This is a genomic window from Streptomyces sp. CNZ287, assembly GCF_007827615.1.
The window spans coordinates 357,661-381,117 of sequence record NZ_VISV01000003.1 but is presented as its reverse complement, the minus strand read 5'-3'; the positions used below and the strand labels follow the sequence as shown (position 1 = coordinate 381,117).

Below are 23,457 nucleotides of genomic sequence, written 5' to 3'. Positions count from 1 at the left end.
TCAGCCCCTTCCGTGTGCCTGCCGCGACCGGCGTGCCGCGGAGTCCAGGGCGACGGCGACGAGCAGCACCAGGCCCGTGATGATGAAGCGGTACGAGGAGTCGAGGTTCAGCAGCGTCAGACCGCTGGAGATCGACTGGATGACCAGCACGCCCAGCAGCGCCGCGAACGCGGAACCGCGGCCGCCGAAGAGGCTGGTGCCGCCGATGACCGCGGCGGCGATGGCGTTGAGGTTGACGTCCGCGGTGCCGGTCGACTGGTTCGCCGCCGCCAGCCGCGCCGCGGCCAGCACGCCGCCGGTCGCCGCCAGCGCGGAGCACATGACGAACGCGGAGGTGTAGACGGCGCGGACGTCGATGCCGGCCCGGCGGGCCGCCTCCGCGTTGCCGCCCACCGCGTACAGGGACCGCCCGAACTTCGTCTTGGTGAGGACGTAGTGCACCATCAGCACCAGGCTGACGAAGAGCATGAACATCCAGGGGACGCCACGGGTGCGGTTCAGGTAGAAGACCGTGAACAGCAGCGCCGCCGCCAGCAGCCCGGCCCGGAGCCCGAGCCACTGCATCGACGCGGACGACAGCCCGGCGCGGCGCCGGCTGCGGGCCCGTACCCAGCCGACGGCGAGGAAGCCGCCGGCCGCCGCGACCGCGAAGACGTAGGCCAGCGTCTCGGGCACGAACCACACCTGCGCGAACTTCACCAGCGGCGAGTCGTACGGGATGTTGATCGCGTTCTGGTCGCGCAGCAGCCACAACTGCAGGCCCAGGAAGGCCAGCAGCCCGCCCAGGGTGACGACGAAGCTCGGCACGCCGAAGCGGTTCAGTATCTGGCCGTAGAGCCAGCCGATCACACAGCCGCCGGCGATCGCGACGGCCAGGGCCAGCACCATCGGCTGCTCATGTTTGACCATGACGACGGCGGTGGCCGCGGCCGAGACGCCGCTCACCGAGCCGACCGACAGGTCGATCTGGCCGACGAGCAGCACGCACACGATGCCCAGCGCGATGACGCCAAGCGGCACCATCTCGAAGGCCAGGTTCACCAGGTTGGTGCTGGACAGGAAGGTCTGGTTCAGCGACTGGAAGATGGTCCAGATGACCACGATGCCGGCGACGACGGGCAGCATGCCCAGGTCGCCGTCGCGGGTGCGGCGGACGGCGGCGCGGACGCTGTCGCCGATGCCCTGGGGCGTCGTCAGCCGCTCGTCCATCAGGTCGGTGGTCTTGCTCGGCGGAGTGTCCAGGGATGTCACGGCAGTTCCTTCTCTTTCCGCTCATTCCGCGTCGCCGCGTCCGGCCGCGGTTCGCCGGCCGCGGCTCTCCTGGCCGCGCGCTGCGCGACCACGTTGTCCACCGCGCCGGTGATCGCGGCGACGACCTGCTCCGAGGTGACGGTGCGGGCGTCGAAGACGCCGTTGTTGCGGCCCAGGCGGAGCACCGCCACCCGGTCGGCCACGGCGCGGACGTCGTCCATGTTGTGGCTGATCATGACGACGCCGAGGCCGTTGCCCTTCAGCCGCTCGATGAGGTTCAGCACCTCGGCCGTCTGCGCCACGCCGAGCGCGGCGGTCGGCTCGTCGAGGAGGATCACCTCGGGCTTGCCCAGCAGTGCCCGGGTGATCGCCACCGTCTGCCGCTGGCCGCCGGAGAGGGCGGCCACCGGCACGTCGAGGGTGGGGATACGGGCCGACAGCTCCCGCAGCAGCTCCCAGGAGCGGGTCTCCATCCTGACGTCGTCCAGCATCCAGGGGCGTAGCTCCTGGCCGAGGAAGAGGTTCGCCTTGACGTCGAGGTTCTCGCAGAGCGCCAGGTCCTGGAAGACGGTGGCGATGCCGATGGCCTGCGCGTCGGCGGGCGAGCCGAGCGACACCTCCCGGTCGTGGAAGGTGATGGTGCCCCCGTCGGGGGTGTAGACCCCCGACAGGATCTTCACCAGCGTGGACTTGCCGGCGCCGTTGTCCCCGACGACGGCCACCACCTCGCCGGCGGCCACGTCGAGGTCGATGCCGGTGAGCGCGGCGACGGCGCCGAACTGCTTGCTGACGCCGCGCAGGGACAGCACGGTGGGCGCGGCCGGGGCGGCGGGGGCTGTCATCGTGACCCTTTCCTTTCGTTTCGCCGGGCGCGGAAGCCGCTCGGTGCGGCGGCTGCGGGTGTGCAGGCCGCCAGGTGCGGAGCCGCGTGCGGTCAGCCGATCCCGAGGCTCTGGCAGTCCTTGGCGTACTCGCGGGTGCAGACGTCCTCGGCCTTCAGCACGCCGTCCGGGCCGAAGATGACCTCCTTGAGGTTCTCCTGCGTCACGACGGTCGGCTCGAAGAGCTGGGACGGCGTGTCGAAGAGCTCGGTGTCGGCCTTGGGCTTCTCGCCCTGCATGAAGGCGTACGTGACCTCGGCGGCGGCCTCGGCGACGGTCTTGATCGGCTTGGAGATGGTGTTGTACTGGTCGCCCGCGATGATCCGCTGAACGGCCGCAAGCTCGGCGTCGTTGCCGGTGACCGGCGGGACCTGGGCCTCGGCCGCCTTGAACGCGGCGATCGACCCGCCGCCGGTGCCGTCGTTGGCGGCGACCACCCCGGCGATGCGTCCCGAGTACTGCGAGATCTGGCCGCTCACCCACTGCTGGGCCTTCTCCGGCGACCAGTCCGGGGTGTCGTACTCGGCGAGGAGCTTGTAGCCGCTGTCGTCGACGGCGTTGTGGATGCCCTTCTTGATCAGCCCGGCGGCGGCGTCCGTCGGCGAGCCGTTGACCTGGAGGATGCCGCCCTCGGCGGACTCCTTGTCGAGGTGGTCGACGAGCGACTGGCCGATGGACTCGCCGATGGCCTCGTTGTCGAACGAGACGTAGAAGTCGGCGGGCTTGGTCGGGATCGGCCGGTCGTACGCGATGACCTTGACGCCCTGCGACTGCGCGGTCTGCACGATGGTCGCCGCGGACTCGGAGTCCACCGGGTCCAGGACGATGACCTTGGCGCCCTGCGCCATGGCGGAGTTGGCCTGCTGCTGCTGGAGGGCGGCGTCGCTGTCGGCGTTCTGGTAGATGACCTTGCACTCGTCGCAGAGCTCGCCCATCCGCTTCTTGAAGAGCGGGGCGTCGTACTGCTCGTAGCGCGTGGAGGCCAGGTCGGGCATGAGGAACGCGACCTTCCCTGCCCCGGTGCCGCCGCCCTCGCCGTCGTCACCCGGACTGCCGGGCTCCTCGGCGCAGGCGGTCAGTGCGCCGGTGGCGAGGATGCCGGCGAGAGCAAAACTGGCCAGTCGTCTCATGTTCCACTCCTTGCTCGTGTCCTTGCCCGTGGGCGCTGGCTGCGGTGGGGCGCGGGGGCGCTGTGCGCTGTGCCCTCGGTGTCGTGCCCTTGGCGTGGTGGCCTCGGTGGGCGCCCGGCGGGCGCTTGGAAGGCGACGCACACGAAACTCGGATGTTTCATTCGTGTCAACGGGCCTCAGAAAATGAACAATGGACCCCGCTCGTGCACCCCTTTGAGTGTTCGCTCGATCAGGGGCGGTTAACATCGGGTCGATGGCCGATGCGGTGGGGGGCTGTGACAGTGCAGGCAGCCGCGTCGCCGTCCGTCGCGTATGCAGCCCTGAGCGGTGCGCGTCGTCCGGATACGGGAATGTTCACTTCACAGAAAGAGAACAGGAGTTTCCATGGGGGCAGAGACCCGGCAGCCGGCCGACATGAGCGGGCGAAAGCCCCGGGAGCGAAGAGACCGTATCAAAGGCCGCGTCGTGGACGAAGGGTTCGTCCGCATCGAGCAGTTGGCGGACGAACTCGGCGTGACTCCCATGACCATCCGCCGGGACCTCGACCACCTGCAGAGCAGGGGCTGGCTCCGCAAGGTCCGCGGCGGCGCCACCGCCCAGCCCTCGACCGCCTTCCACGGCGACGTACGCCACCGCACCCAGGCGATGACGGCGGAGAAGAACGCCCTGGCCCGCGCGGCGCTGCCGCTCGTCAAGTCCGGCCAGTCGGTCATCATCGACGACAGCACCACTGCCCTGGCCCTGACCCGCCTGCTCACCCAGCAGGCGCCGCTGACGGTCATCACCAATTTCGTGCCGGTCACGCAGGTCCTCGCCGGCAGCCCGGGTATCGAGCTGATATCGCTGGGCGGTACTTACTACCCCGCGTACGACGCCTTCCTCGGCCTGCGCACGGTCGACGCGGTCACGAGCCTGTATGCGGACACCCTCTTCGCCTCCACGACGGCGATCACCCGGGGCCACTGCTACCACCAGTCGCAGGAGACGGTGGCGGTCAAGCGTGCGCTGATGGAGGCGTGCGCCCGCAAGATCCTCCTGGTCGACCACACGAAGTTCCGCCGCCACGGCCTGTACCAACTCGCCCCGGTGACGGCCTTCGACCTGGTCATCGTCGACTCGGGGATCCCGCCGGCGGATCTGGACGCACTGCAGGCGGACGGGGTGGAGGTGCTGGTGGCGCACCCGGAGTGAGGGTGGCGGGATTGCGGGATTGCGGGATTGCGGGGGTGGGGGGGGTGGGGGTGGTGGTCGGTTTCAGGAGCGGTCGTCGGGGGTCTCGTCCTGGTATGCGTATTCTTCGTCGACGACGTGGACGGCGGCTTCCTCGGCGGAGGCGGCGGCGCCGTTGATGCCCGCGTCTGAGGCGATCATGTCCTTTTCCTCGTCGTCGTGGGCGCCTTCGTCGGGGGCGACGAGGCGGCCGGCTCGGCGATCGCCGACTTCTTCGTCGATCAGCTCGCCGTCGGTGTCGGCGGCGTCGCCGATGCCGTCGTCGTCGGGGAGGAGGGGCGGATCGGGGATCTCCTCGGCGAGCCGCTCGTCCAGGGACTCACCGCGGCGTTGCTCTGCGGCGGTGACGCCGGTGTGCTCGACCCCGCGGGGCTTCTCGGGCGGGGAGTAGCCCTCGTCGAGGGGGTCGATGAACCCGTCGAGGGTGTCCTCGGGCGGCAGCAGCCCTTCGTCGTCCTGAGAACCGTCACCGGGCGCGCCGGAGGCGTAGGGCTGGTAGACCTCGTCGCCAGCGGCGCTGTCTTCTTCGCCGTCGCTGCCCGTCACACGCGCCTCCTGTGGAGAAAATCCCGCTGGGGTCATCCTCGGCGGGACGTGGGGGCGGGGATACCTGGGCGGGGCGATCGGGTGGCGGGGGCGGGGGTGAGGCGAATGGGTGGCGGGGTGCGCCCCCATCTCCCCTCACGCCCACCCAAGGTATGCGCCGGGTCTGATGCGCCCCTTCCCGTACGTCCCCTCACACCCACCCAAGGGTATGCGCCTGGTCTGACATCGCGGAGGCGTCAGGGCGCTGAGCTGGTACGACGTGTCTGTGTGGGCCGGGTGCGGGGGACGGCGTCGGGGTGGCTGTGGTGCGTGGCGTGGGGCCGTGCGTATACGAGATCGTCCACCCCGACGCCCGCCCTCCCCGCGACGCCGGGCAGTCCGGCGACGAAGAGCCGGCGGCTGCCGCTCCACGCCCCCGGCGCCGTGCGGCGCGCGGACGTGCCTCGCCCGGCGCCGGATTCCGCCCACCGCCCGCCGGCGCTTCCGCCCCCGTCGCTCCCGACCTCCGCGAGCAGCGGCGTCTGCCTGCCGCCCGCGGATGGGAGCCCGTCCGCCGCCCCGCACCGCCGCACGCCCGGCCTCCGACCGCCCCACGCGCCGCACCCGCCCCAGCCGTCTCAACCCCGTTCCTTGGCACTCGCGAAGTCGCATGTGCTCCCGGACTATTCGCCCCTCCTCAGCGGTCCGCCGGGTTGATCCATTGCGGTTGCGACGGGTGCAAGAACCACGCCGAGTGGCCCGGCTCCCGGGAGGCCCGCTCCGGCGACGGTACGTGGTCGTGGGCGATCTGCTCCGGTGGCGTTCCGTACCCCCGCACCAACTCCCGTACCTCCGCGATGAACTGCGCGGGACCCGACACGTACACCCGGTGCTTCGCCCAGTCCCTGTGCGCCGACAGGGCCGCCTCCAGGCGGTGGGCCGTCGCCCCCTGGCGCTCCATGCCCTCCGGGGTGATCACCGTGACGTCCACCCACGAGTGGTGCTTCCGCAGCGCGTCCACGGCCTCCGGGTCGTACAGGTGCGCGGGGCTGCGGGCGACCAGGAACAGCCGGGCCGTGGTCGGCGTCCAGCGGTGCACCATCTCCTCCAGCAGCGCCCGGACCGGGGCCCAGCCCGTGCCCGCCGCGATGAACGTCACCGGCTGGCCCGCGCGCTTCGGCAGCACCGCCGTGCCCGCCGGGGAGCCCAGGCGGAGGGTGTCGTCGGGCGCCGTCCGATCCACCAGCACCGGGCTCAGCAGGCCGCCGTCGACCCGGCTGACGTGCAGATCGATCGTACGGTCGGCGCGCGGGGCGCAGCCTATGGAGTACGGGCGCCACACCCGCGGCACCTTCGGCGTGGAGACGCTGACGAACTGCCCCGCCGCGTACGGCAGGGTCCGGTCCGGCAGCAGGGTGAGGACCGTGACGCCCGGCGCGGCCGCGTGCCGGGCCACGACCCGGCAGTCCCACCAGCGCGGCGCCTGCCGCTTGTCGGCCTCCTCGCTGCCGCCGATCATCGCCTCGGAGAGGATCTTGTACGCGCCGAGCCACGCCTGCTCGGTCTCCTCGTCCCAGGTGTTCGGCAGCCCGAAGCGCAGCGCCGCGATCAGGCTCTCGCCGACCGCCGCGTAGTGCTCGGGGCGGGCGTCGAACTTGCGGTGGTCGCGTCCCAGCGTCGCGAGGTAGCGGGGCAGGCCGGGGTCGTCGAGGCGCTGGACGACGTGGGTGAGGGCGGCGAAGAGGCGGTCACGCTGCTCGGACATGTCCGCGGGAAACAGCTCGCGGACCCCCGGATTGCGGGCAAACAGATGCGAATAGAAGTACTTGGCGACATGGTCGGCTCTGCGTTCAACTCGGGCAAAACTCGCCCGGATTCGCTCGTTTGCATCCACGCACACGGACGGTACTGACCCATGGGTCACTTCTTCAACACGGCCTCGAACAAGTTTCCCAAGTCGCCACCGAATGTCTGTTCCGCCCGGGCCCCACCAAGGAGGACGCACGCCTCAAAGGCGGATCTCCAGCAGCCGTCCCGGCCACACCGGCCGCCCCGGCCGCTCCACCGCGAACGTCCCGCTCGGCGTGAACCCCAGCCGCTCGTACTGCCGCGCCAGCGCCCCGTCGCCGCCCCCGAAGCAGTCCACCCGCAGCAGCCCCACACCCCGCCGCACCGCCTCCGCCCGCGCGTCCGCCACCAGCGCCGCGCCCACCCCGGCGCCGCGCAGCGCCCGGTCCGTCACCAGCAGCCGGACGTACAACTCCGGCTCCCCGGCCGCCGGCACGAACGACTGCGGCTCGTCCGCGAGCACACACACCCCCGCGACCCCGCCCGCCGGCGTCTCCGCCACCCGCACCAGGAAGTCGCGCGCGTACTCCTCCATCTGCGCCACCCGCTCGGGCAGGCCGGAGAACGGCTCCGTGCCCCACTGGCCGGTCCGCCCCTGCCCCGTCAGCCACGCCACCGCCCCGTCGAGCAGCGCGAGCATGGCGGGGACGTCGGCCGGGCCTCCTGTACGTATCCTCATGCCCGGAATCTAACCGGGCCAGGCCCCGCGCGACCACGGCGTTTCCCACGCCGTACGAGGTGTGAGGCGCTCCGGACCAGGCGTACGCCCCCGGGCATTCCCCGCCCCGGGCCCGCCTACGGCGTCCCGCCCTGCAGCCCCAGCGCCGGCCGCAGCTCCGCCAGGTTCTCCCGCGTCACCTTCCACAGCACCCGCTGCCGGTCCAGCACGTCCGCCACCGCCGCGCCGTGGTCGTCCAGCACCGCCTCCGCCCGCTCCACCAGCACCTCCGCCAGCCGCTCGTCGTCCACCCGCACACCCCACTCCGGGCGGTCGATGTCGGCCAGGAAGTACGCCAGCTTCGGGTGCGACACCAGGCTCAGCACCGGCGTGCCGCAGCCGAACGGGATCATCCCCGCGTGCCCGCGCATCCCGATCACCAGCCGCGTCCGCCGGTACGCGGCGCGGATCGCGTCGTTCCCGAGGTCGTACAGCGCGTCCACCGGCAGCGTGATCCCGTGCTCCCGGCGCAGGTCGTGCGCGAACTGCTCGTCCGCCGTCATGTGCGCCGCCACCCGCACGTCCACCCGCTCGCGCAGCGCCCGCACCGCCCGCGCCATCGCGTCCAGGAACCGCGGATAGCCGTCGCCGAAGCGCATCCCCGCCCTGTCGTACGCGCAGTTGACCAGCACCGTGTCGGCGCGCTCCACCTCGCCGTCGTCCCAGCCCGGCTGCAGCAGCCGGGTGAGGGTGGTGGGGCAGGGCTGGTACGCGACCCTCTCGCGCAGCCGTTCCGGCAGCAGCTCGCGCACCCGCTCCACCGACCCGCGGTTGCGCAGCCCGAAGAACGCCGACCGATCCACCAGCGCCGCGAGGCTCTCCCGGAAGCGGCTGCGGCGGTAGGACTGGCCGGGAAAGACGTTGTAGCCGACGGCGAAGACCGCCAGCGGCACGTCGATACGCGCCAGCAGCTCGTCCGGCACGTTCCACTGCCACGCGCTGTTGCCGTTCGGCCAGGTGTCGGGCAGGAACAGCCCGCCGCCGCCGACGACCAGCCCCCGGCGCGCGTTGACCTCCGCCAGCGCCTCCTCGTCGAAGAGCCGGTGCACGGGGACCGGGTGCCACCTGCGTGCGGAGGCGTCCTGGCCGAAGCAGAGCCGGACGGCCTCGGGGAGGATCTTGTCGCCGGCGTTCTCCTGTCCTGTGGCGTACGCGGCGGCGTGTGCGAGCTGCGTGGAGACGACCGACGCCTCCCCCCGGTGGGCCGCGAACTCCGGCAGCCCGTAGCCGCCCTGGAGCAGCGCCTTGCAGGTGCGGTTGGTCGGTTCCGCGTCCAGGCCCTCGCGCGCGTACGCCTTCGACCGCTCCTCGTCGCCGCGCATCCAGGCCAGCCGGGCGAGCTGGCTGAACGCCTTCGGCGCCAGCTCGGGGGCCGCGGCGGCGAGCAGCAGGTGTGTCTCGGCCTCGTCGTAACGGGAGACGGCCATGAGCGCGGTGCCCATCGCATCGTGGAAGCGCGGCTGGTTGGCCTGCGAGCGGGCTGTGGACAGGGCCTCCACGGCCTCCTCGTAGGCGCCGATCGTGCGCAGCCCGAGTGCGGTGCGGCGGGCGAGGTCGGTGGTGGGCCGCAGCCGCAGGAGGGGCGGGCCGTAGTGGAGGAGCAGGTCGGGGTGCTGGCGGTGGGCGGGCAGGGTGCAGTACGCGCGCCAGAACCGCTCGTCGGTCAGCTCGTAGCGGGCGCGGGTCTCGTCGGACGGGTCGCGCAGGACGGCGAGGTCGGCGGCCACGAGCCAGCGGGGGTGCAGTTCTATGAGGTCGTCGTACGCGCCCGTGAGGTCGTCGTACGGGTCCGGGGCGGCCCCCGCCTCGCCGCCCCCGGCGGGGAGTTCGACGATCCGGGGGTGCAGCCGGCGGGCCGCGGCCAGGACGTCGTCCGGCAGGCCGTCGTGGCGGAGCAGGAAGTCCTCGCAGACGCCGGGGTTGGCCAGCGCGAGGCTGCGGAGCAGGGCGGGCAGCCCGGCGGCGTGCCCGGGGTCGGCGGCGTCGGCCCGGCAGACGAAGGCGACGCGGGGCGCGCGGCGGGCGGCCGCCGCCACGGCCGGTGCGGGGCGGCCGGCCCCTGCGGCCAGGGGCGGGACCGGGCCGGGGAGCGCGCGGGGGGCGGGGGACGCCGGGGCGCCGGCGGGGGAGCGGGGGGAGGAAGGGATCATCGCAGGGCGGTCCTCGTCTTCGTACGGTCCTTCGCCCGGGACGTGATCCAGCGGCGCTCCTCCGGCCGCAGCCGGCCGGCGCCGTGGACGTCGAGCCGCGGGCTGACGTCGAGGTGGTCCAGCAGCCGCAGCACGGTGAACGCGGCGCTGGTCTCCGGCCCCCAGCCGCCGTCGCCGAGCAGCGCCGGGTCCTGGAGCGGGCGGCGCAGCGAGGCGTCGCCGAGCCCGTCCTGCGCGCCGGGCACCGCGCGCCTGACCGTCTCCCGCCAGGTCTCGCCGGGGTCGGCGAAGAGCAGCCGGACGCCGGCCGGCCGGTGCCACGACGCGCTGGCCGGATCGGCGACGGCGTGCACGTCGGCGCGCTCGCCGCCGCGGAAGTCGTCGCACCGGACGACGAGTTCGTAGTCGCCCGCCTCCTCGAACCGGCCCGGCCCGACGACGACGCAGGCCGTCTTCCCGGCGACGAGGCCGCGGAAGTCGGCGACGCTGACGGGGCGGGCGCCCGCGAGCAGCGGATCGGCCATGCGGCCCTGGTCGAGGATCCGGCAGTACGTCCCGTACGCCCCGGCCAGCTCGCGCACCCGCGCGTCCCCGGCCCCGTACCGGCCCATCTGCTCCGTGACGTACGCGGTGAACGCCTCCCGCACGACCCCGGGCATCGCCTCGGCCCCGACGGCCGACGCGAACGCCGGCCCGGCGGCGGCCGATGCCGCTCCGGCTTCCGGCCCGCCGGTCTCCTGTCCCGCGCCGGTCTCCCGGCCCCCGGCCGTGTCCGCCGGGAAGAGCCCCACCGCCGTCGCCAGGCACGTGCGCTTCTCGCGGGCCATCGACAGCAGCACGGGCGTCTCCGGGTGCGTGCTGCCCAGCGCCAGCGTCCGTTCGTACGCCTCCGTCGCCGCGGCCGCGTGCCCCAGCGCGTCCAGCGCCCGCGCGCGCAGCCGCCACGCGGCGCGGGACTTCGCGCGCAGCGAGACGCCCGTGTCGGCCAGCGCCACCGCCAGCAGCAACTCCCGCTCGCCGCCCGTCTCCACCGCGCGGTCGCCGGCCCGCAGCAGGGTCTCGAACAGCTCCGCGCCGACCGGCTCGCGGCGCGGCGGCGGCGCGGTGCCGAGCAGCTCGCCGAGCGCCGCCACCAGGGCCGTACGGGCGGGCCCCGGGCCGACGCCGGCCGGCGGCGGGGCCGCGGCGTCCTCCTCGGCCGTCAGCCCGGCCAGGTATCCGGTGCAGACGCGGGCGCACTCCGCGAGCGCGAGCGCCTGTTCTGCCCGCGCCCGGCGGGACGGTCTGGATCGCGGACTCTTCATCGTGCTCCCGGTTCGTGCGAACAGGGTGCGACTGTTCCGCAGCCGCCGAGGCCCGGTTTGGCCACGTGGCAGACGTGAGATGAACACTGCGCGAAGCTCAGGTCGCGGGCGCAGAATGCGGCACCCGACGGCCCCCCGCGGGGGTACGGGTAGGGTCGGACGGTGCCCGGGCGGTACGCGCCCGGCCGTGGCCCGCGGCCGTCGCGGGCGAACGGGCCCGCACGGCCGGACGGATCGAAGAGTCGACGAAGGGAACCGCCGTGGAGCAACTGCCGCCCGAATTCCTCACCCCCGGCTCGTCGTCGTTCGTGGACTTCCTCGCCGCCCACGCCCCGGATCAGCTCCCCGCCAACCGCCCGCTCCCCGGCACCGGGGCTGCCGCGGTGGACATCCCCCACGGCACCACCATCGTCGCCGCCTCCTACGCCGACGGCGTCCTCCTCGCCGCCGACCGCCGCGTCACCCTGGGCAACGGCATGATCGCGCACCGGGACTTCGAGAAGGTCTTCCCGGCCGACGAGTTCTCCGCGGTCGGCATCGCGGGCTCCACCGGCATGGCCGAGGAGATGGTCCGGCTGTTCCGCCTGGAGCTGGAGCACTACGAGAAGATCGAGACCGTGCCGCTCTCCCCGGAGGGCAAGGCCAACCGCCTCGGCACCCTCATCCGCGACAACCTCGGCCCCGCCATGCAGGGCCTCGCCGTCGTGCCCCTCTTCGCCGGGTACGACCCGCGCAGCGGGACCGCGCGGATCTACTCGTACGACATCACCGGCGGGCGCGCGGAGGAGAAGGGCTTCGGGGGGACGGGCTCGGGTTCCGTGTTCGCGCGCGGGGCGCTGAAGAAGCTGTACCGCGAGGGCATGAGCCGGGACGACGCCGTGACGATGGCCGTGCAGGCGCTCTACGACGCGGCCGAGGACGACAGCGCCACCGGCGGCCCCGACGCCACCCGCCGGATCTACCCCCTCGTCTACACCGTCACCGCGGAGGGCTGCCGGCGGCTGGACGACGACCGGGTCTCCGAGCTGTCGCTCGCCGTGCTGGAGGGCCGCCGCGGCCGCCCGGACGGGCCGAACGCACCGCTGGCGTAGGCCGGTCACGGCACCGCGGGCCCGACGGGTCCCCGGCGCCCCGCCGATCGGGGCCGCCGCCACCGGGCCCGCCCTTCGCGGAGGCGCACCCCGGGCCCGCAGCACCTACACCCCCGCGACCTCCGCGAGCAGCCGCGCCTCGCCCAGCACCCCGGCGCCGCCCGGCACGTCCCCGTGCTCCGCGCTCCACAGCGCCGCCTCCACCCGCCGGGCCACGGCCCACGCCGCCAGCCGCCCGGTGTCCTCGCCCAACTCGCCGGCGAGCAGCGCCAGCCGGGCGGCGACCGTGCGCGCCGGGTCGGCGGTGGCGAAGGGGTCGTCGATCTGCTCCAGCAGCGGGAAGGGGTCGTAGCCCGGGTCACCGGTCATCGGCTTGGCGTCGATGGCCAGCCAGGGGCGGCGGCCCGCGGCGAGGATGTTGCCGGGGTTGAAGTCGCCGTGGACGACCACCTCGCGCCGGGCGCCGCCGGGCAGTTCGCGCAGCAGCCGGGCGCCGTGGGCGACGAGCCCCGCGTCGTAGCCGGGGCGCAGCCGCTCCATCCGCTCCTCCAGGAGGTCGGCCCACTCGGCGCAGACGTCCGCGACCCGCTCGAGACCGCAGTCCTGCGGCACCGGGGCGCTCCACAGCTCGCGCAGCACCTCCGCGCCGAGCCGCAGCCGGTGTTCGGCGCCCAGTTCGCCGGCCGTGCCGAGTTCGGTGCCCGGCTTGCAGCGCTCCAGGAGCAGGGCGTAGTGACCGGGGTCGTGGGCCAGGAGGCGGACGGCGCCGCGGCCGTCCCAGATCCGCAGGCCCTCGGCCTCGCCGGCGGCCTCGCGGTGCGGCCACGTCACCTTGAAGACCGCGTCCGTGCCGTCCGGCAGCCGCGCCGGGGCCACCCAGGAGCAGCTTCCGCCCCTGAAGGGCGCGCCGAGCCGCAGCGACCAGCGCGCACGCAACTTCTCCACCAGGTCCGGCAGTTCCGCCAGCCAGGCGCGTCCGGAGGCGTGCACGCGCATGTCGCTGAGGACCGGCAGGCCGGGCGGGAAGAGGGCCGGCGGGAGATCGCGGGAAGGTCCGGGGGAGTGCGCGGGGTCGTTCACCGTACGCACGCTACCTGCCGCCCGCCGTGCGCTACGCCCCGAAGTCCCCCGACTTCACGCCGTCCATGAACGCCTCCCAGGCGGTCGCGGTGAAGACCGGCGCCGGGCCGTGCGGGTCCTTGCTGCCGCGCACCGGGACCAGCGCGGGGGGAAGCCGTCCGCGACCTCCAGGCAGGCGGTCCCCGTGCGGTCGCTGCAACCGGTCTTGCGCCACCTGGCGTCGCTCAGGTCGAACCGGTCGTTCCATGCGGTCATGCCGCCCACTCATTCGTCCGTGACCGGAAGGCGGCAAGGGATCGCCGGTGGGACAGAGCGGCACCCCGCCGCGGCCGGGATGTCCGCGGCGGAGCACCGCGGTGGGGCGCCGGGGAGGAGGTGGCGGTCCCCACGGAGGAGTCCGCCCACCCGTCCCGCGCGCAGTCAGGCGGGACGGGCGGGGCGGGTGGGCGGAGAGTGGACGGATGCGCCCGGTCCGGGCGTGCCGGCGTACGGACCGGGTGCATCCGCCCGGCTTCAGGTGCCGTGCGGCGGGTGGGCCTCAGACACCGGCGATGGACTGGATCCAGGAGCGGTACCGCGTGACGTTCGTGTACGCGGTGGTGGTCTGCCGGTCGCTGGTGGACGCGACGCCGACCTGGACGCCGTTCGCCATCATCGGACCGCCGGAGTCGCCGCCGGCCGTGATGCCGTCGCCGCGCCGGGCGCAGATGGCGTTGCCGCCGTAGGCGTCGGTGCAGCCGCCGGTGACGGTGACGTTCGCGACCTTCAGGTACTGGGACTGGCAGTTGATCTCGGAGCCGCACTGCGAGGTGGCGCCCCAGCCGTAGACCTGGACGCTCTGGCCGACCGTCACGGAACCGGGCTGGCCGAGCGTGGCGTACGTGGTGGAGACGGACCGGTCGAGCCGGACCAGCGCCAGGTCGGAGGAGTGGGTGTAGGTCTGCACGCCGTTGGCGAGGGTGCCGCCGCTGGTCTGGTCGAGGCTGCCGATGCGGAAGGACAGCCCGCCGCCGCTGACGCAGTGCTTGGCGGTGAGGATCCAGGTGGGTGCGATGATCGACGCGCTGCACGTCTGGCGGCCGTTGGAGAACAGCCGTGCGGCCCAGGGGCCGCTCTGGGCGTAGCCACCGCCGATGATCTTGGTGGACGGCGGCCCTTCGGGCGTACGGGCCTGGGCGGCCGCGGTGACGTCGGCGGCGCCGCGGGCGGACGAGTGGTCGGCGGCGACTGCGGTGGTGCCGAAGGCGAGGGCGGCCAGCAGCGCGGCGACGAGTGTGGGGAGTGTCCTGGTTATTCGCAAGGTTCCTCGTTTCCGAAGGCACGCGGGTTCGGGTGGGCCCGCGCGTGGAGGGCCAGGGAAGTACCAGGTGTCAGGATTCCGGAAACCGGGAGTTCGCGGTAATCACAACTTCCCATAACGCGCCGCGATGGAAAGCGGCGGCGGCACTCTCCGTGCGGGACCCGCCGCCGGAAATCGCCGCGCGGCGGGCGGGCGCCGCGTGCTTGGCTGGTCCGCATGACCACGCACCTGCTCGACCGCGTCCTCGTCGTCGACGTCGAAGCCACCTGCTGGGAGGGCCCGCCGCCGGCCGGGATGAGCCCGGAGATCATCGAGATCGGGCTCTGCGAGCTGGACGTGCGGACCGGGCAGCGGCTCTCGCGACGGTCGGTGCTGGTACGTCCTGAGCACTCGGAGGTCGGCGACTTCTGCACCCGGCTGACCACCCTCACCCCCGAACAGGTCGCGGCCGGCGTCCCGTTCGCCGAGGCGTGCGCGCTGCTGCGGCGCGAACACGGCGCGCGGCAGCGGGTGTGGGCGAGCTGGGGGGACTACGACCGGCGGCAGTTCGAGCGGCAGTGCGCGGCGGCGGAGGTCGCGTACCCCTTCGGCAGGCGGCACGTGAACGCCAAGACGCTCTACGCGCTCGCCCACGGGCTCGGCCGCGAGCTGGGCATGGCCGAGGCGCTGGCCCACGCGGGACAGGAGTTGGAGGGCACCCACCACCGCGGCGTGGACGACGCCTGGAACATCGCCGGGCTGCTCGCCGGCGTCCTGTGGGGCGGGCGTCCCGCGACCGCCCAAGAGCCGCCCGGCGGCGGGGCGTAAGAGTCGCGCAGGGCCGCCGGAAGGTCGTCCGCGAGCCGTCCGGGGGGCACTTGGCGGTCGTCCGCGGGCCGTTGGCGGGTCGTTCGCCGCCCGCCCGGGTGACAACCGCGGAACCCGGCACGGCAGTTGGGTTACCCCTGGCTCGATCAGGATGCGCCCCGGGGATCGTGGCAGTACGCTGCCGTGATCGTGGAGCTGGGCGCGGAAGGCGGTACGGGCGTGGGTGCGGGCGGTCTTGAGCTGCCCTCGGCAGGCGGTCCCGAGGATGAGGGCCGCGGGGACGGCGGCTCGGCCGAGCCGCCACCGCCGCCCGGGACGGTGTCGCTGGCCCGGCCGATGGAGATCGGCGCGGAGATCGGCTGGGGCCAGGACGACTGGGACGAGGTACGCACCCGCGCGGCGCGCGCGGGCCGGGCGTACATCTGGCTGAACGTCGTCGAGCAGCGGCTGCGCTCCGTCGTCGCCTCGGTGCTGCGCCCCGTCTACGAGCCGGTGCACGGCGAGGACTGGGTCGTCGCCGCGGCGGGGCCCGCGGGCCAGGAGTGGGTGCAGCGGGCGGTCGCGGTGCGGGAGGTCAGCCGGCGCAAGGGCTACCTGCTGGACCCCGCCGACGACAACGTCATCAGCTTCCTGACGCTGCCGCAGTTGCGCGAGCTGATGGTGCAGCACTGGCCGTGCTTCGAGCCGTACCTCGACGACCGCCGCGACCTGGAGCTGGCGCTCGACGAACTGGAGGTCGCCCGCAACGTCGTCTCCCGCAACCGTGCGCTCTCCGGCACCGTGCTGGCGCAGGCCGAGCGCGCGGCGAGCCGGCTGCTGCGCCTCCTCGGCGCCGACGACCAGCCGCCGTCCGCGGACCGGCTGCCGGTGGACGCGGTGGAGGACCTGGTCGGCGACCGGTACGCGGACGTGGTCGGCGTCCACCCCGACCGGGTCGGGCTGCAGCGCGCGCTGCCCGCGGAGGACCTCTTCGGCGGCGCCCGGCGGCTGGACGCGATCGGCATCGGGCTCAACCTGCTGGTGCAGAACTACTCGGGCCGCCGGCTGGGCCGGCTCGCGGAGGGCGGTTGCCGGATCCGGCTGCTCTTCCTCAACCCGGCGAGCAGCACGGTGCGCCGGCGGGAGCGCGAACTGGGCATGAAGCGGGGCGAGCTGGCCCGGGCGGTGGAGACGAACATCATCCATATGCGCCGCGTCCGCTCCCGGCTGCGCCCGCAGGGCGGCGGGGACGCGGCGGGGTCGTTCGAGATCCGGGTCTTCGACGAGACGCCGCGGTTCACGGCGTACCTCATCAACGGCGACCGGCCGGACGGGCTCGGCGTGGTGCAGACGTACCTGCGGCGGGCGCGCGGCGCGGAGGCGCCGGCGCTGGTGCTGCGGGCGGCGCGGCGGGAGCTGGTGCACGGGGAGGGCGGCGGCGAGCCGGGGCTCTTCGAGGTGTACCGCGAGGAGTTCGAGAGCTTCTGGACGGACGCGCGCCCGGTCTCCTGACGCCCGCCGCGCGCTCGTTCACACCTCCTCCGCGCCTTTCTCCCAACCCCTTGTCTACGCGCCTTGAGTGCTCCCCGGCATCCGGAATCTGCAGGTCCGGTATGTCAGTGGCGGGTGAGAGTGTGGAGTCACTGGCCACGGAGCAGGGAGGGCGCCCATGGGGTGGTACGGGGAGCTGCTGGTCGGCTTCGACCTGGAAACGACCGGGACGGACCCGGGGGAGGCGCGGATCGTCTCCGCCGCCGTCGTGGAGGCCGTTCGCGGCGTCCCGGCGCGCAGGCGGGAGTGGCTGGCCGACCCGGGTGTCCCGGTGCCGCCGGAGACGACCGCGATCCACGGGATCACCGACGAGCGGGCGACGGCCCACGGCCGTCCTGCGGCGGAGGTCGCGGACGAGGTGGCGGACGCGCTGGCGGCGCACTGGACGCGTGGCGTGCCGGTCGTGGCGTACAACGCCACGTTCGATCTGACGCTGCTGGCAGCGGAGTTGCGCCGCCACGGGCTCGCCTCGATGCGCGAGCGGCTGGGCGGCGGGGAGGAGGGCCCGGTGATCGATCCGTACGCGATGGACCGGACGGTGGATCCGTTCCGGGAGGGCAAGAGGACGCTGGAGGCGGTCTGTGTGGAATACGGGGTGGTGCTCGGCCGCGCGCACGACGCCGCGGAGGACGCGCTGGCGGCGGTCCGGCTGGCGGTGGCGATAGCCGAGCGGTACGGGGACGTGGCGTCGGCCGGCGCGTGGGACCTGCACCGCGGCCAGGCGGGCTGGCACGCGGAGCGGGCGGAGGGCTACCGCCAGTGGCTCGCCCGCCAGACCCGCGACGCGGCAACGGCCCCGATGCCGGACGCGGCGACGGCGGGGCCGGTGCCGAAGAGGGGCTACGGCCCGGACGGGGCGGTGGCGTAGCGGAGGGGGAGCGGCCGGCACCGACTCCTGGGCGCGGCACGGGCGTTGCGGCCCGGCCTTCGCCCGGGACGGGGGCGTGACAGCCGTGTGCTCCCCGGAGGACACCGGGCAGCCGGTCCCCGCCCGCCTCGCGGGCGGGGGCCGCTGCCGCGCGTTGCCCGGGGACCCGGGCCCCGCCCGGCCCTCGGCTCAGCGCAGCGTTTCGTGGAGCGTCAGCCACTGGGCCGGGGTGGCGTAGGCCACCACCGTGGTCTTCGACAGGTCCGCCCTGCGGAAGGCCGTCGTCAGGCGGGCCGTCGGGTAGCCCGCGCGGCGCAGGGACGCGTACAGGGTGCCGCCCGCGCCGCCGAAGCCCGTCTCGACCAGGCGGCGGTACGCCGCCTCCTCGCCCCGCGGCAGCAGCGGCTCCCCGCGGCGGTCGATCCGCAGCACCGCCGAGTCGACCCGCGGCACCGGCCGGAAGGACTCCCGCGGCACCCGCCCGCGCAGCCGCCACTCGTGCCAGGGCCAGGTGCGCACGGTCAGCAGGCTCCAACGCCCGTAGTCCCCGGTGCGCTTGCGGGCGTACTCGAGCTGGGTGACGAACGTCGCCGACTCCAGCCGCGGCGCGCGCAGGCACCAGTCGACGATCGCGGAGGTCCGCGCGTACGGGACGTTGCCCGCCACCGCGAACGGCTCCCGCGGCGGCCGGGCGGTGAGGAAGTCCTGCCCCACGACGCGGACATGGGGGTGGGCGGCCAGCCGGGCGCGCAGGTCCGGGAGCAGCCGGCGGTCGATCTCGTACGCGATCAGCTCCCGGCAGTGCGGTGCCAGGGCCTCGGTGAGCATCCCGGTGCCGGCGCCGACCTCCACGACGAGCCCGGCGCCTGCCTCCGGCGCCGCGAGCCGCACCACGCGCTGCGCGACGGCGGGTCCTGCCAGGAAGTTCTGGGAGAGGGAGAGTGACCGGGACCGGGAGCCGCCGCCCCGGGAGCCGGTGTCCCGGCCCCCCTCCGGGGAGCCGCGGCGGCGGTTCGTCCGGGCGTTGCCGCCCGTGGTCGCGCGGGCGTCGGCGCGACGGTTCGTATCGGAGTCCGCGCGTGCGGACATGCGTCGGTGGGAGCGGGCCACAGCCTGCCGTCCTTCCGGGAAGAAGTGTGTTCCTGGACTGGCGGATGGCCCTGGCCGGGCAGCGCGACGTCGGCCCTCGGCGGGGCACGTGAACGCGGTGGGAAGAGCCCGGCGGGCGCGCTCAGCGCGCGCGGATCGCGGGGCCTGCGACGGGGTCGCTCAGCGGGAATGCCGTCCCGGGCTGCCGGTCAGGGCGCCGGGACCACGCGGTGGCGATACGGCACGAGGGAGAAGAACGCGCGCCACGAACCTTCGTGGTCCCCGGCGCACACGGCCAGCGTGCCCACGGCGTCTCCCTGCCTCGGATGCACTTCCGCGACCACCCTAACCACTCGCCCGCCGCCCGCGCACCTCCGTTTCGCGGCCCCGGCCCCGCACGCTCGGTGCAGGGGCTGCTACGCTCCCGCCTGGGCCGGACCCGGGAGCGAGATGACCACCGCTGCCTTTCCCACCTCCCTGCACCGCACGGTGCTCGAGGTGGTGCTCACGGAACTGCGCGCGGACCCCGACGTCCGCGGCGTCCTGCTGTCCGGATCCCTCGCCCGCGGCACCGGACGCCCCGACTCCGATCTCGACGTCCTCGTGGTCACCGCCCTCGACCCGGTACGCCGCGCCCCCTGGCGGTCCCGCCGCCGCCCGCTGCCCGTCGACCTCGTGCCCCGCACCGCCGAGCAGTGGCGCTCCTGCTTCGCCCCGCACGGCGTCGGCGACGAGTCGTGGGGCTACGCCTTCCTCGACGGCGTCCCGCTGCACGACCCCGACGGTGCCGTGGCCGAACTCATCGCCGACGCCGCGGCCATCCACGCCGGCTACCGCACCCCCGCGCCCGTCAAGGCGCACTACGCCGAGCTCTGGACCCACGTCGTGCCCAAGATGCAGGCCGTCCGCCAGCGCGGCGACCCCGTGGAGACGGGCTGGGCGGCGGCCGTGATGACCAACGAGCTGCTCCGTACCCTCTGGGCGGCCAACGACCTGCCCAACCCCTCGCTCGACCTCGGCACCTGCCAGCGCCACCTGGACGACCTCAAGGCCCCCGCCGGCGCCACCGACCTGATGCGCGCCGTGCTGCGTGCCGCCCCGCGGGACGCGCTGCGGCTGCAGTTGGAGCTGGTCGCGGACGTCCTGCCGCTGCTGGCCGCGCGCGACGCCGCACCTCCGCCACCGGGCGCGAAGGGCGGAGCATACCGCTAGCGGGGTGCCCGGGGCGGGACGAACGCGCTCCGTTTTCCCCCCGCCCCGGTGGCACGGCAAGCTCCCTCCATGGCATACGCATCCCCCTGGCGCGTGCCCGCCTTCCGACGGCTGTACGCCGCCACCGCCGCCGATCAGATCGGCATCCAGGTCGGTCATCTGGCCCTGCCGCTGGTGGCGCTCGGTCTCGGCGCGAGCCCCGGTCAGATCGGCCTGCTGGCCGCGCTCGGCACCTCCGCGTACCTGCTGATCGGGCTGCCCTCCGGGGTGTGGGTCGACCGGCTCGGCTGCGTGCCGGTGCTGCTGACCGCCGCCCTGGCGCGGGTCGTACTGCTCACCGCCGTGCCGCTGGCCTGGTGGTTCGGCACGCTCACGCTGCCGCACCTGTACGCGGCCGTGCTGCTGGCGGGCTGCGCCACGGTCTTCTTCGACGTCGCCTCGCACAGTTGCCTGCCCGCGGTGGTCGGGCGCGAGGCGCTGGTGCGGGCGAACGCCGGCGTCGTCAGCCTGTACGCGGTCGGCAGCGTCGCCGGGCGCGGGGTGGGCGGGCTGCTCGTGGAGGCGCTGACGGCGCCGGTCGCGGTCGCGGCGCAGGCCGTCAGCCACCTCGCCACGGCCGTATCGCTCACCGGCATCCGCGGCGGCACCCCGCGCCGCACCCGCCCGCCGCCTGCCGTCTCGCGCCGGCTGGCCGCCGAGATGCGCGACGGGCTGCGGCACGTGCTGGGCAGCCGCGAGCTGCGCCCGCTCGCACTCGGCGCCGCGCTCGCCAACCTCGGGGCGCAGACCGTCAACACGATGGTCCCGGTGCTCTTCGTCCGCCAGCTCGGGCTGCCCGCCTGGCTGCTGGGCGGCTACTGGGTGCTCTGCGGCGCCGCCACCTTCGTCGGCGCCCGGCTCGCCCGGCCGCTCGCCGCCCGCCGGGGGTGCGGGTGGACGCTGGCCACCGCGGGGCTGTGCGTGGCGCCGGCGGCGCTGCTCGTACCGCTGCTGAGCCGGCCGCCGTGGCTCTGCGTGGCGGGGGCCGCGGGGATGGCGCTGGTGTCGGTGAAGATCGGCATCGACAACGTGCTGGGGCTGAGCCTGCGGCAGGGGCTGACGCCCGACGCGCTGCTCGGCCGCATGAACGCCACCTTCCGCTTCCTGCTGATGGGTTCCGTCGCACTGGGCTCGGCGCTGTCCGGGGTGATCGGCGAGTTCGCGGGCGTACGGGCGGCGCTGTGGACGGGGGCGGTGATCCTGGTGGTGGCGGCGCTGCCGCTGTACTTCTCGCCGGTACGCACCCGCCGCCACCTCCCGGGCGCACCCGTCCCGGAGCCGGACCCGGTCGCCTGACGCCACCCGCCGTCCGCCGCCGCGGGGCCCGTACGCCGCGCGCCGGTACGGGCCCGCGCCCCCGTCCTCGTACCCCTCCGTCCTACGCCTCCTACGCCTCCTGCGCCACCAGCTCCCCGGCCCCGCCGTCCTCCGCGAACTGCGTGCGGTACAGCTCCTCGTACCGCCCGCCGGCCGCCAGCAGCTCCGCGTGCGTGCCCCGCTCCACGATCCGGCCCTCCTCCACCACCAGGATCTGGTCCGCGGCCCGCACCGTGGACAGCCGGTGCGCGATGACCACCGCCGTGCGCCCGGCCAGCGCCTCCGCCAGCGCCTCCTGCACCGCCGCCTCCGACGTGGAGTCCAGGTGCGCCGTGGCCTCGTCCAGCACCACCACGCGCGGCTCCGCGAGCAGCAGCCGGGCGATCGTCAGCCGCTGCCGCTCGCCCCCCGACAGCCGGTAGCCCCGCTCGCCGACGACGGTGTCCAGGCCCTCGGGCAGCGCGGCCATCAGCTCGTCCAGCCGCGCCTTGCGCAGCGCGTCCCACAGGTCGGCGTCGCTCGCGTCCGGCCGCGCCAGCAGCAGGTTCTCGCGGACCGACTCGTGGAAGAGGTGCCCGTCCTGGGTGACCATGCCCAGCGTCGCCCGCACCGAGGCGGCCGACAGGTCGCGGACGTCCACGCCGCCGAGGCGGACCGTGCCGCCGTCCGTGTCGTACAGCCGCGGGATGAGCTGCGCGATGGTCGACTTGCCCGCGCCGGAGGAGCCGACGAGGGCGACCATCCGGCCGGGCTCCGCGCGGAACGACACCCCGTGCAGCACCTGCGCGCCGGCCTTGGTGTCCAGCACGGCGACCTCCTCCAGCGAGGCGAGCGACACCTTGTCGGCGGCGGGGTAGCCGAAGTCCACGCCGTCGAACTCCACCGCCACCGGGCCCTCCGGCACCTCCCGCGCGTCCGGCTTCTCGGCGACCAGCGGCTTGAGGTCCAGTACCTCGAAGACCCGCTCGAAGCTGACGAGCGCGCTCATCACCTCCACCCGCGCCCCGGCAAGCGAGGTCAGCGGCGCGTACAGGCGGGTGATGAGCAGGGCGAGGGCGACGACGGAGCCCGCGTCCAGGGTGCCGCGCAGCGCGAACCAGCCGCCGAGGCCGTAGACGAGAGCGAGGGCGAGCGCGGAGACCAGGGTGAGGGCGGTGATGAAGAGGGTCTGGACCATCGCCGTGCGGATGCCGATGTCCCGTACGCGCGCCGCCCGCTCGCGGAACTCCGCCGATTCCCGCTCCGGCCGCCCGTACAGCTTGACGAGCGTGGCGCCGGCCGCCGAGAACCGCTCGGTCATCTGGGTGCCCATGGCGGCGTTGTGGCCCGCGGCCTCGCGCTGCAGCCGGGCGAGCCGGGCGCCCATGCGGCGGGCGGGCAGCACGAAGACGGGCAGCAGCACGAGCGCGAGGAGGGTGATCTGCCAGGAGAGCCGCAGCATGACGGCGAGCGTGAGCAGCAGCGTCACCAGGTTGCCGACGACGCCGGAGAGGGTGTTGCTGAACGCGCGCTGGGCGCCGAGGACGTCGTTGTTGAGCCGGCTGACGAGGGCGCCGGTGCGGGTGCGGGTGAAGAACGCGACGGGCATGCGCTGCACGTGGTCGTAGACCGCGGTGCGCAGTTGGAGGATGAGCCCTTCGCCGATACGGGCCGACAGCCACCGCGCCACCAGACCGAACCCCGCCTCGGCGACGGCGATGGCGGCGATCAGCAGCGCCAGGGAGACGACCCGGCCCCGGTCGGCGTCGCTGACGATGGCGTCCACGACCCGGCCGGCGAGCAGCGGCGTGGCCACGGCCAGCGCCGCGGTCACCACGCTGAGCAGCAGGAACCAGTTCAGCAGGCGCCGGTGCGGCTGGGCGAACCGCCAGATCCGGCCGAGCCCGGCCCGCGACAGCGGGCGCTTGTCCCGCTGCGCGGTGACCGTACTGTGCAGCGACTGCCAGGCGGTGGCCTGCATGTCCATCGGGTTCTCCCGTCTCGTGGTGCGCGGCCGGGTGCGGCGGCCCGCCCCGTAAAGCTAGAACTTCAACCCTGGTTCAGTGCAACCGCGGAGTGTCGGAGGCCGCGGGTAGAGTCGTGGGCGG

The 23,457-nt window shown here is 74.3% G+C and carries 20 protein-coding genes; 7 read left to right on the top strand and 13 right to left on the bottom strand.

Annotated features, from left to right (window positions below; genetic code table 11):
• The 3 genes from FB457_RS09215 to FB457_RS09205 all read right to left on the bottom strand — a co-directional run bounded on the left by FB457_RS09215 (position 1) and on the right by FB457_RS09205 (position 3,262).
• Positions 1–1,251, bottom strand: a complete 1,251-nt coding sequence (locus tag FB457_RS09215) for a sugar ABC transporter permease (RefSeq protein ID WP_078898488.1) — start codon at positions 1,249–1,251, stop codon at positions 1–3.
• Complete coding sequence (locus FB457_RS09210; protein WP_047018669.1) at positions 1,248–2,093, bottom strand: ATP-binding cassette domain-containing protein; 846 nt, start codon at positions 2,091–2,093, stop codon at positions 1,248–1,250. Before FB457_RS09210 ends, FB457_RS09215 begins: the two co-directional genes overlap by 4 nt.
• A 92-nt stretch (positions 2,094–2,185) precedes the next feature.
• Complete coding sequence (locus tag FB457_RS09205) at positions 2,186–3,262, bottom strand: ABC transporter substrate-binding protein (RefSeq protein WP_047018670.1); 1,077 nt, start codon at positions 3,260–3,262, stop codon at positions 2,186–2,188.
• Between the two features lie 414 nt (positions 3,263–3,676).
• Here FB457_RS09205 and FB457_RS09200 point away from each other — a divergent pair, with 414 nt between their 5' ends.
• Positions 3,677–4,453, top strand: coding sequence for a DeoR/GlpR family DNA-binding transcription regulator (locus FB457_RS09200; protein WP_078898728.1), 777 nt, complete (start codon positions 3,677–3,679; stop codon positions 4,451–4,453).
• Between the two features lie 63 nt (positions 4,454–4,516).
• Here FB457_RS09200 and FB457_RS09195 read toward each other — a convergent pair whose 3' ends face one another.
• From FB457_RS09195 to FB457_RS09175, 5 genes are all read right to left on the bottom strand, one after another.
• Positions 4,517–5,038, bottom strand: coding sequence for a DUF5709 domain-containing protein (locus tag FB457_RS09195; protein WP_047018672.1), 522 nt, complete (start codon positions 5,036–5,038; stop codon positions 4,517–4,519).
• 676 nt (positions 5,039–5,714) lie between these two features.
• Positions 5,715–6,911: a globin domain-containing protein gene (locus FB457_RS09190; RefSeq protein WP_253911467.1), complete on the bottom strand. Its 1,197-nt coding sequence runs from the start codon at positions 6,909–6,911 to the stop codon at positions 5,715–5,717.
• Positions 6,912–7,025: 114 nt separating this feature from the next.
• Positions 7,026–7,481, bottom strand: coding sequence for a GNAT family N-acetyltransferase (locus tag FB457_RS09185; protein ID WP_078898730.1), 456 nt, complete (start codon positions 7,479–7,481; stop codon positions 7,026–7,028).
• A 179-nt stretch (positions 7,482–7,660) separates the two neighbouring features.
• Entirely contained in the window at positions 7,661–9,733 is a 2,073-nt protein-coding gene (locus FB457_RS09180) for a polysaccharide pyruvyl transferase family protein (RefSeq protein ID WP_047018675.1), read from the bottom strand.
• Positions 9,730–11,037, bottom strand: coding sequence for a hypothetical protein (locus tag FB457_RS09175; protein ID WP_253911468.1), 1,308 nt, complete (start codon positions 11,035–11,037; stop codon positions 9,730–9,732). Before FB457_RS09175 ends, FB457_RS09180 begins: the two co-directional genes overlap by 4 nt.
• A gap of 233 nt (positions 11,038–11,270) precedes the next feature.
• Here FB457_RS09175 and prcB point away from each other — a divergent pair, with 233 nt between their 5' ends.
• A complete protein-coding gene (gene prcB, locus FB457_RS09170) occupies positions 11,271–12,128 on the top strand; it encodes a proteasome subunit beta (protein WP_186461956.1) in 858 nt (285 codons plus the stop codon).
• 105 nt (positions 12,129–12,233) lie between these two features.
• On the opposite strand, the gene FB457_RS09165 is transcribed toward prcB, so the two are convergent.
• The 3 genes from FB457_RS09165 to FB457_RS09155 all read right to left on the bottom strand — a co-directional run bounded on the left by FB457_RS09165 (position 12,234) and on the right by FB457_RS09155 (position 14,508).
• Positions 12,234–13,124, bottom strand: a complete 891-nt coding sequence (locus FB457_RS09165; protein ID WP_145781580.1) for an aminoglycoside phosphotransferase family protein — start codon at positions 13,122–13,124, stop codon at positions 12,234–12,236.
• Between the two features lie 115 nt (positions 13,125–13,239).
• On the bottom strand, positions 13,240–13,341 hold the full coding sequence (locus FB457_RS36010) for a DUF397 domain-containing protein (protein WP_486588965.1): 102 nt from the start codon (positions 13,339–13,341) through the stop codon (positions 13,240–13,242).
• Positions 13,342–13,746: 405 nt separating this feature from the next.
• Positions 13,747–14,508, bottom strand: a complete 762-nt coding sequence (locus FB457_RS09155) for a S1 family peptidase (RefSeq protein WP_253911470.1) — start codon at positions 14,506–14,508, stop codon at positions 13,747–13,749.
• A gap of 216 nt (positions 14,509–14,724) precedes the next feature.
• Here FB457_RS09155 and FB457_RS09150 point away from each other — a divergent pair, with 216 nt between their 5' ends.
• The 3 genes from FB457_RS09150 to FB457_RS09140 all read left to right on the top strand — a co-directional run bounded on the left by FB457_RS09150 (position 14,725) and on the right by FB457_RS09140 (position 17,713).
• Positions 14,725–15,315 (top strand): 3'-5' exonuclease, encoded by a 591-nt coding sequence (locus FB457_RS09150; protein WP_047018677.1) that lies wholly within the window; start codon positions 14,725–14,727, stop codon positions 15,313–15,315.
• Positions 15,316–15,534: 219 nt separating this feature from the next.
• Entirely contained in the window at positions 15,535–16,806 is a 1,272-nt protein-coding gene (locus FB457_RS09145) for an SAV2148 family HEPN domain-containing protein (RefSeq protein WP_186461955.1), read from the top strand.
• 157 nt (positions 16,807–16,963) lie between these two features.
• Positions 16,964–17,713: an exonuclease domain-containing protein gene (locus FB457_RS09140; protein WP_047018678.1), complete on the top strand. Its 750-nt coding sequence runs from the start codon at positions 16,964–16,966 to the stop codon at positions 17,711–17,713.
• A 189-nt stretch (positions 17,714–17,902) separates the two neighbouring features.
• On the opposite strand, the gene erm is transcribed toward FB457_RS09140, so the two are convergent.
• Positions 17,903–18,802: an ErmE/ErmH/ErmO/ErmR family 23S rRNA (adenine(2058)-N(6))-methyltransferase gene (erm, locus tag FB457_RS09135; protein ID WP_047018679.1), complete on the bottom strand. Its 900-nt coding sequence runs from the start codon at positions 18,800–18,802 to the stop codon at positions 17,903–17,905.
• 450 nt (positions 18,803–19,252) lie between these two features.
• On the opposite strand from erm, the gene FB457_RS09130 reads away from it, so the two are divergent.
• The gene (locus tag FB457_RS09130; RefSeq protein ID WP_145781444.1) at positions 19,253–20,014 is read left to right on the top strand and encodes a nucleotidyltransferase domain-containing protein; all 762 of its coding nucleotides are present in this window, start codon (positions 19,253–19,255) and stop codon (positions 20,012–20,014) included.
• 69 nt (positions 20,015–20,083) lie between these two features.
• Positions 20,084–21,349: an MFS transporter gene (locus tag FB457_RS09125; RefSeq protein WP_047018681.1), complete on the top strand. Its 1,266-nt coding sequence runs from the start codon at positions 20,084–20,086 to the stop codon at positions 21,347–21,349.
• A gap of 91 nt (positions 21,350–21,440) precedes the next feature.
• Here FB457_RS09125 and FB457_RS09120 read toward each other — a convergent pair whose 3' ends face one another.
• A complete protein-coding gene (locus FB457_RS09120) occupies positions 21,441–23,336 on the bottom strand; it encodes an ABC transporter ATP-binding protein (protein ID WP_047018682.1) in 1,896 nt (631 codons plus the stop codon).
• Positions 23,337–23,457: the final 121 nt, after the last annotated feature.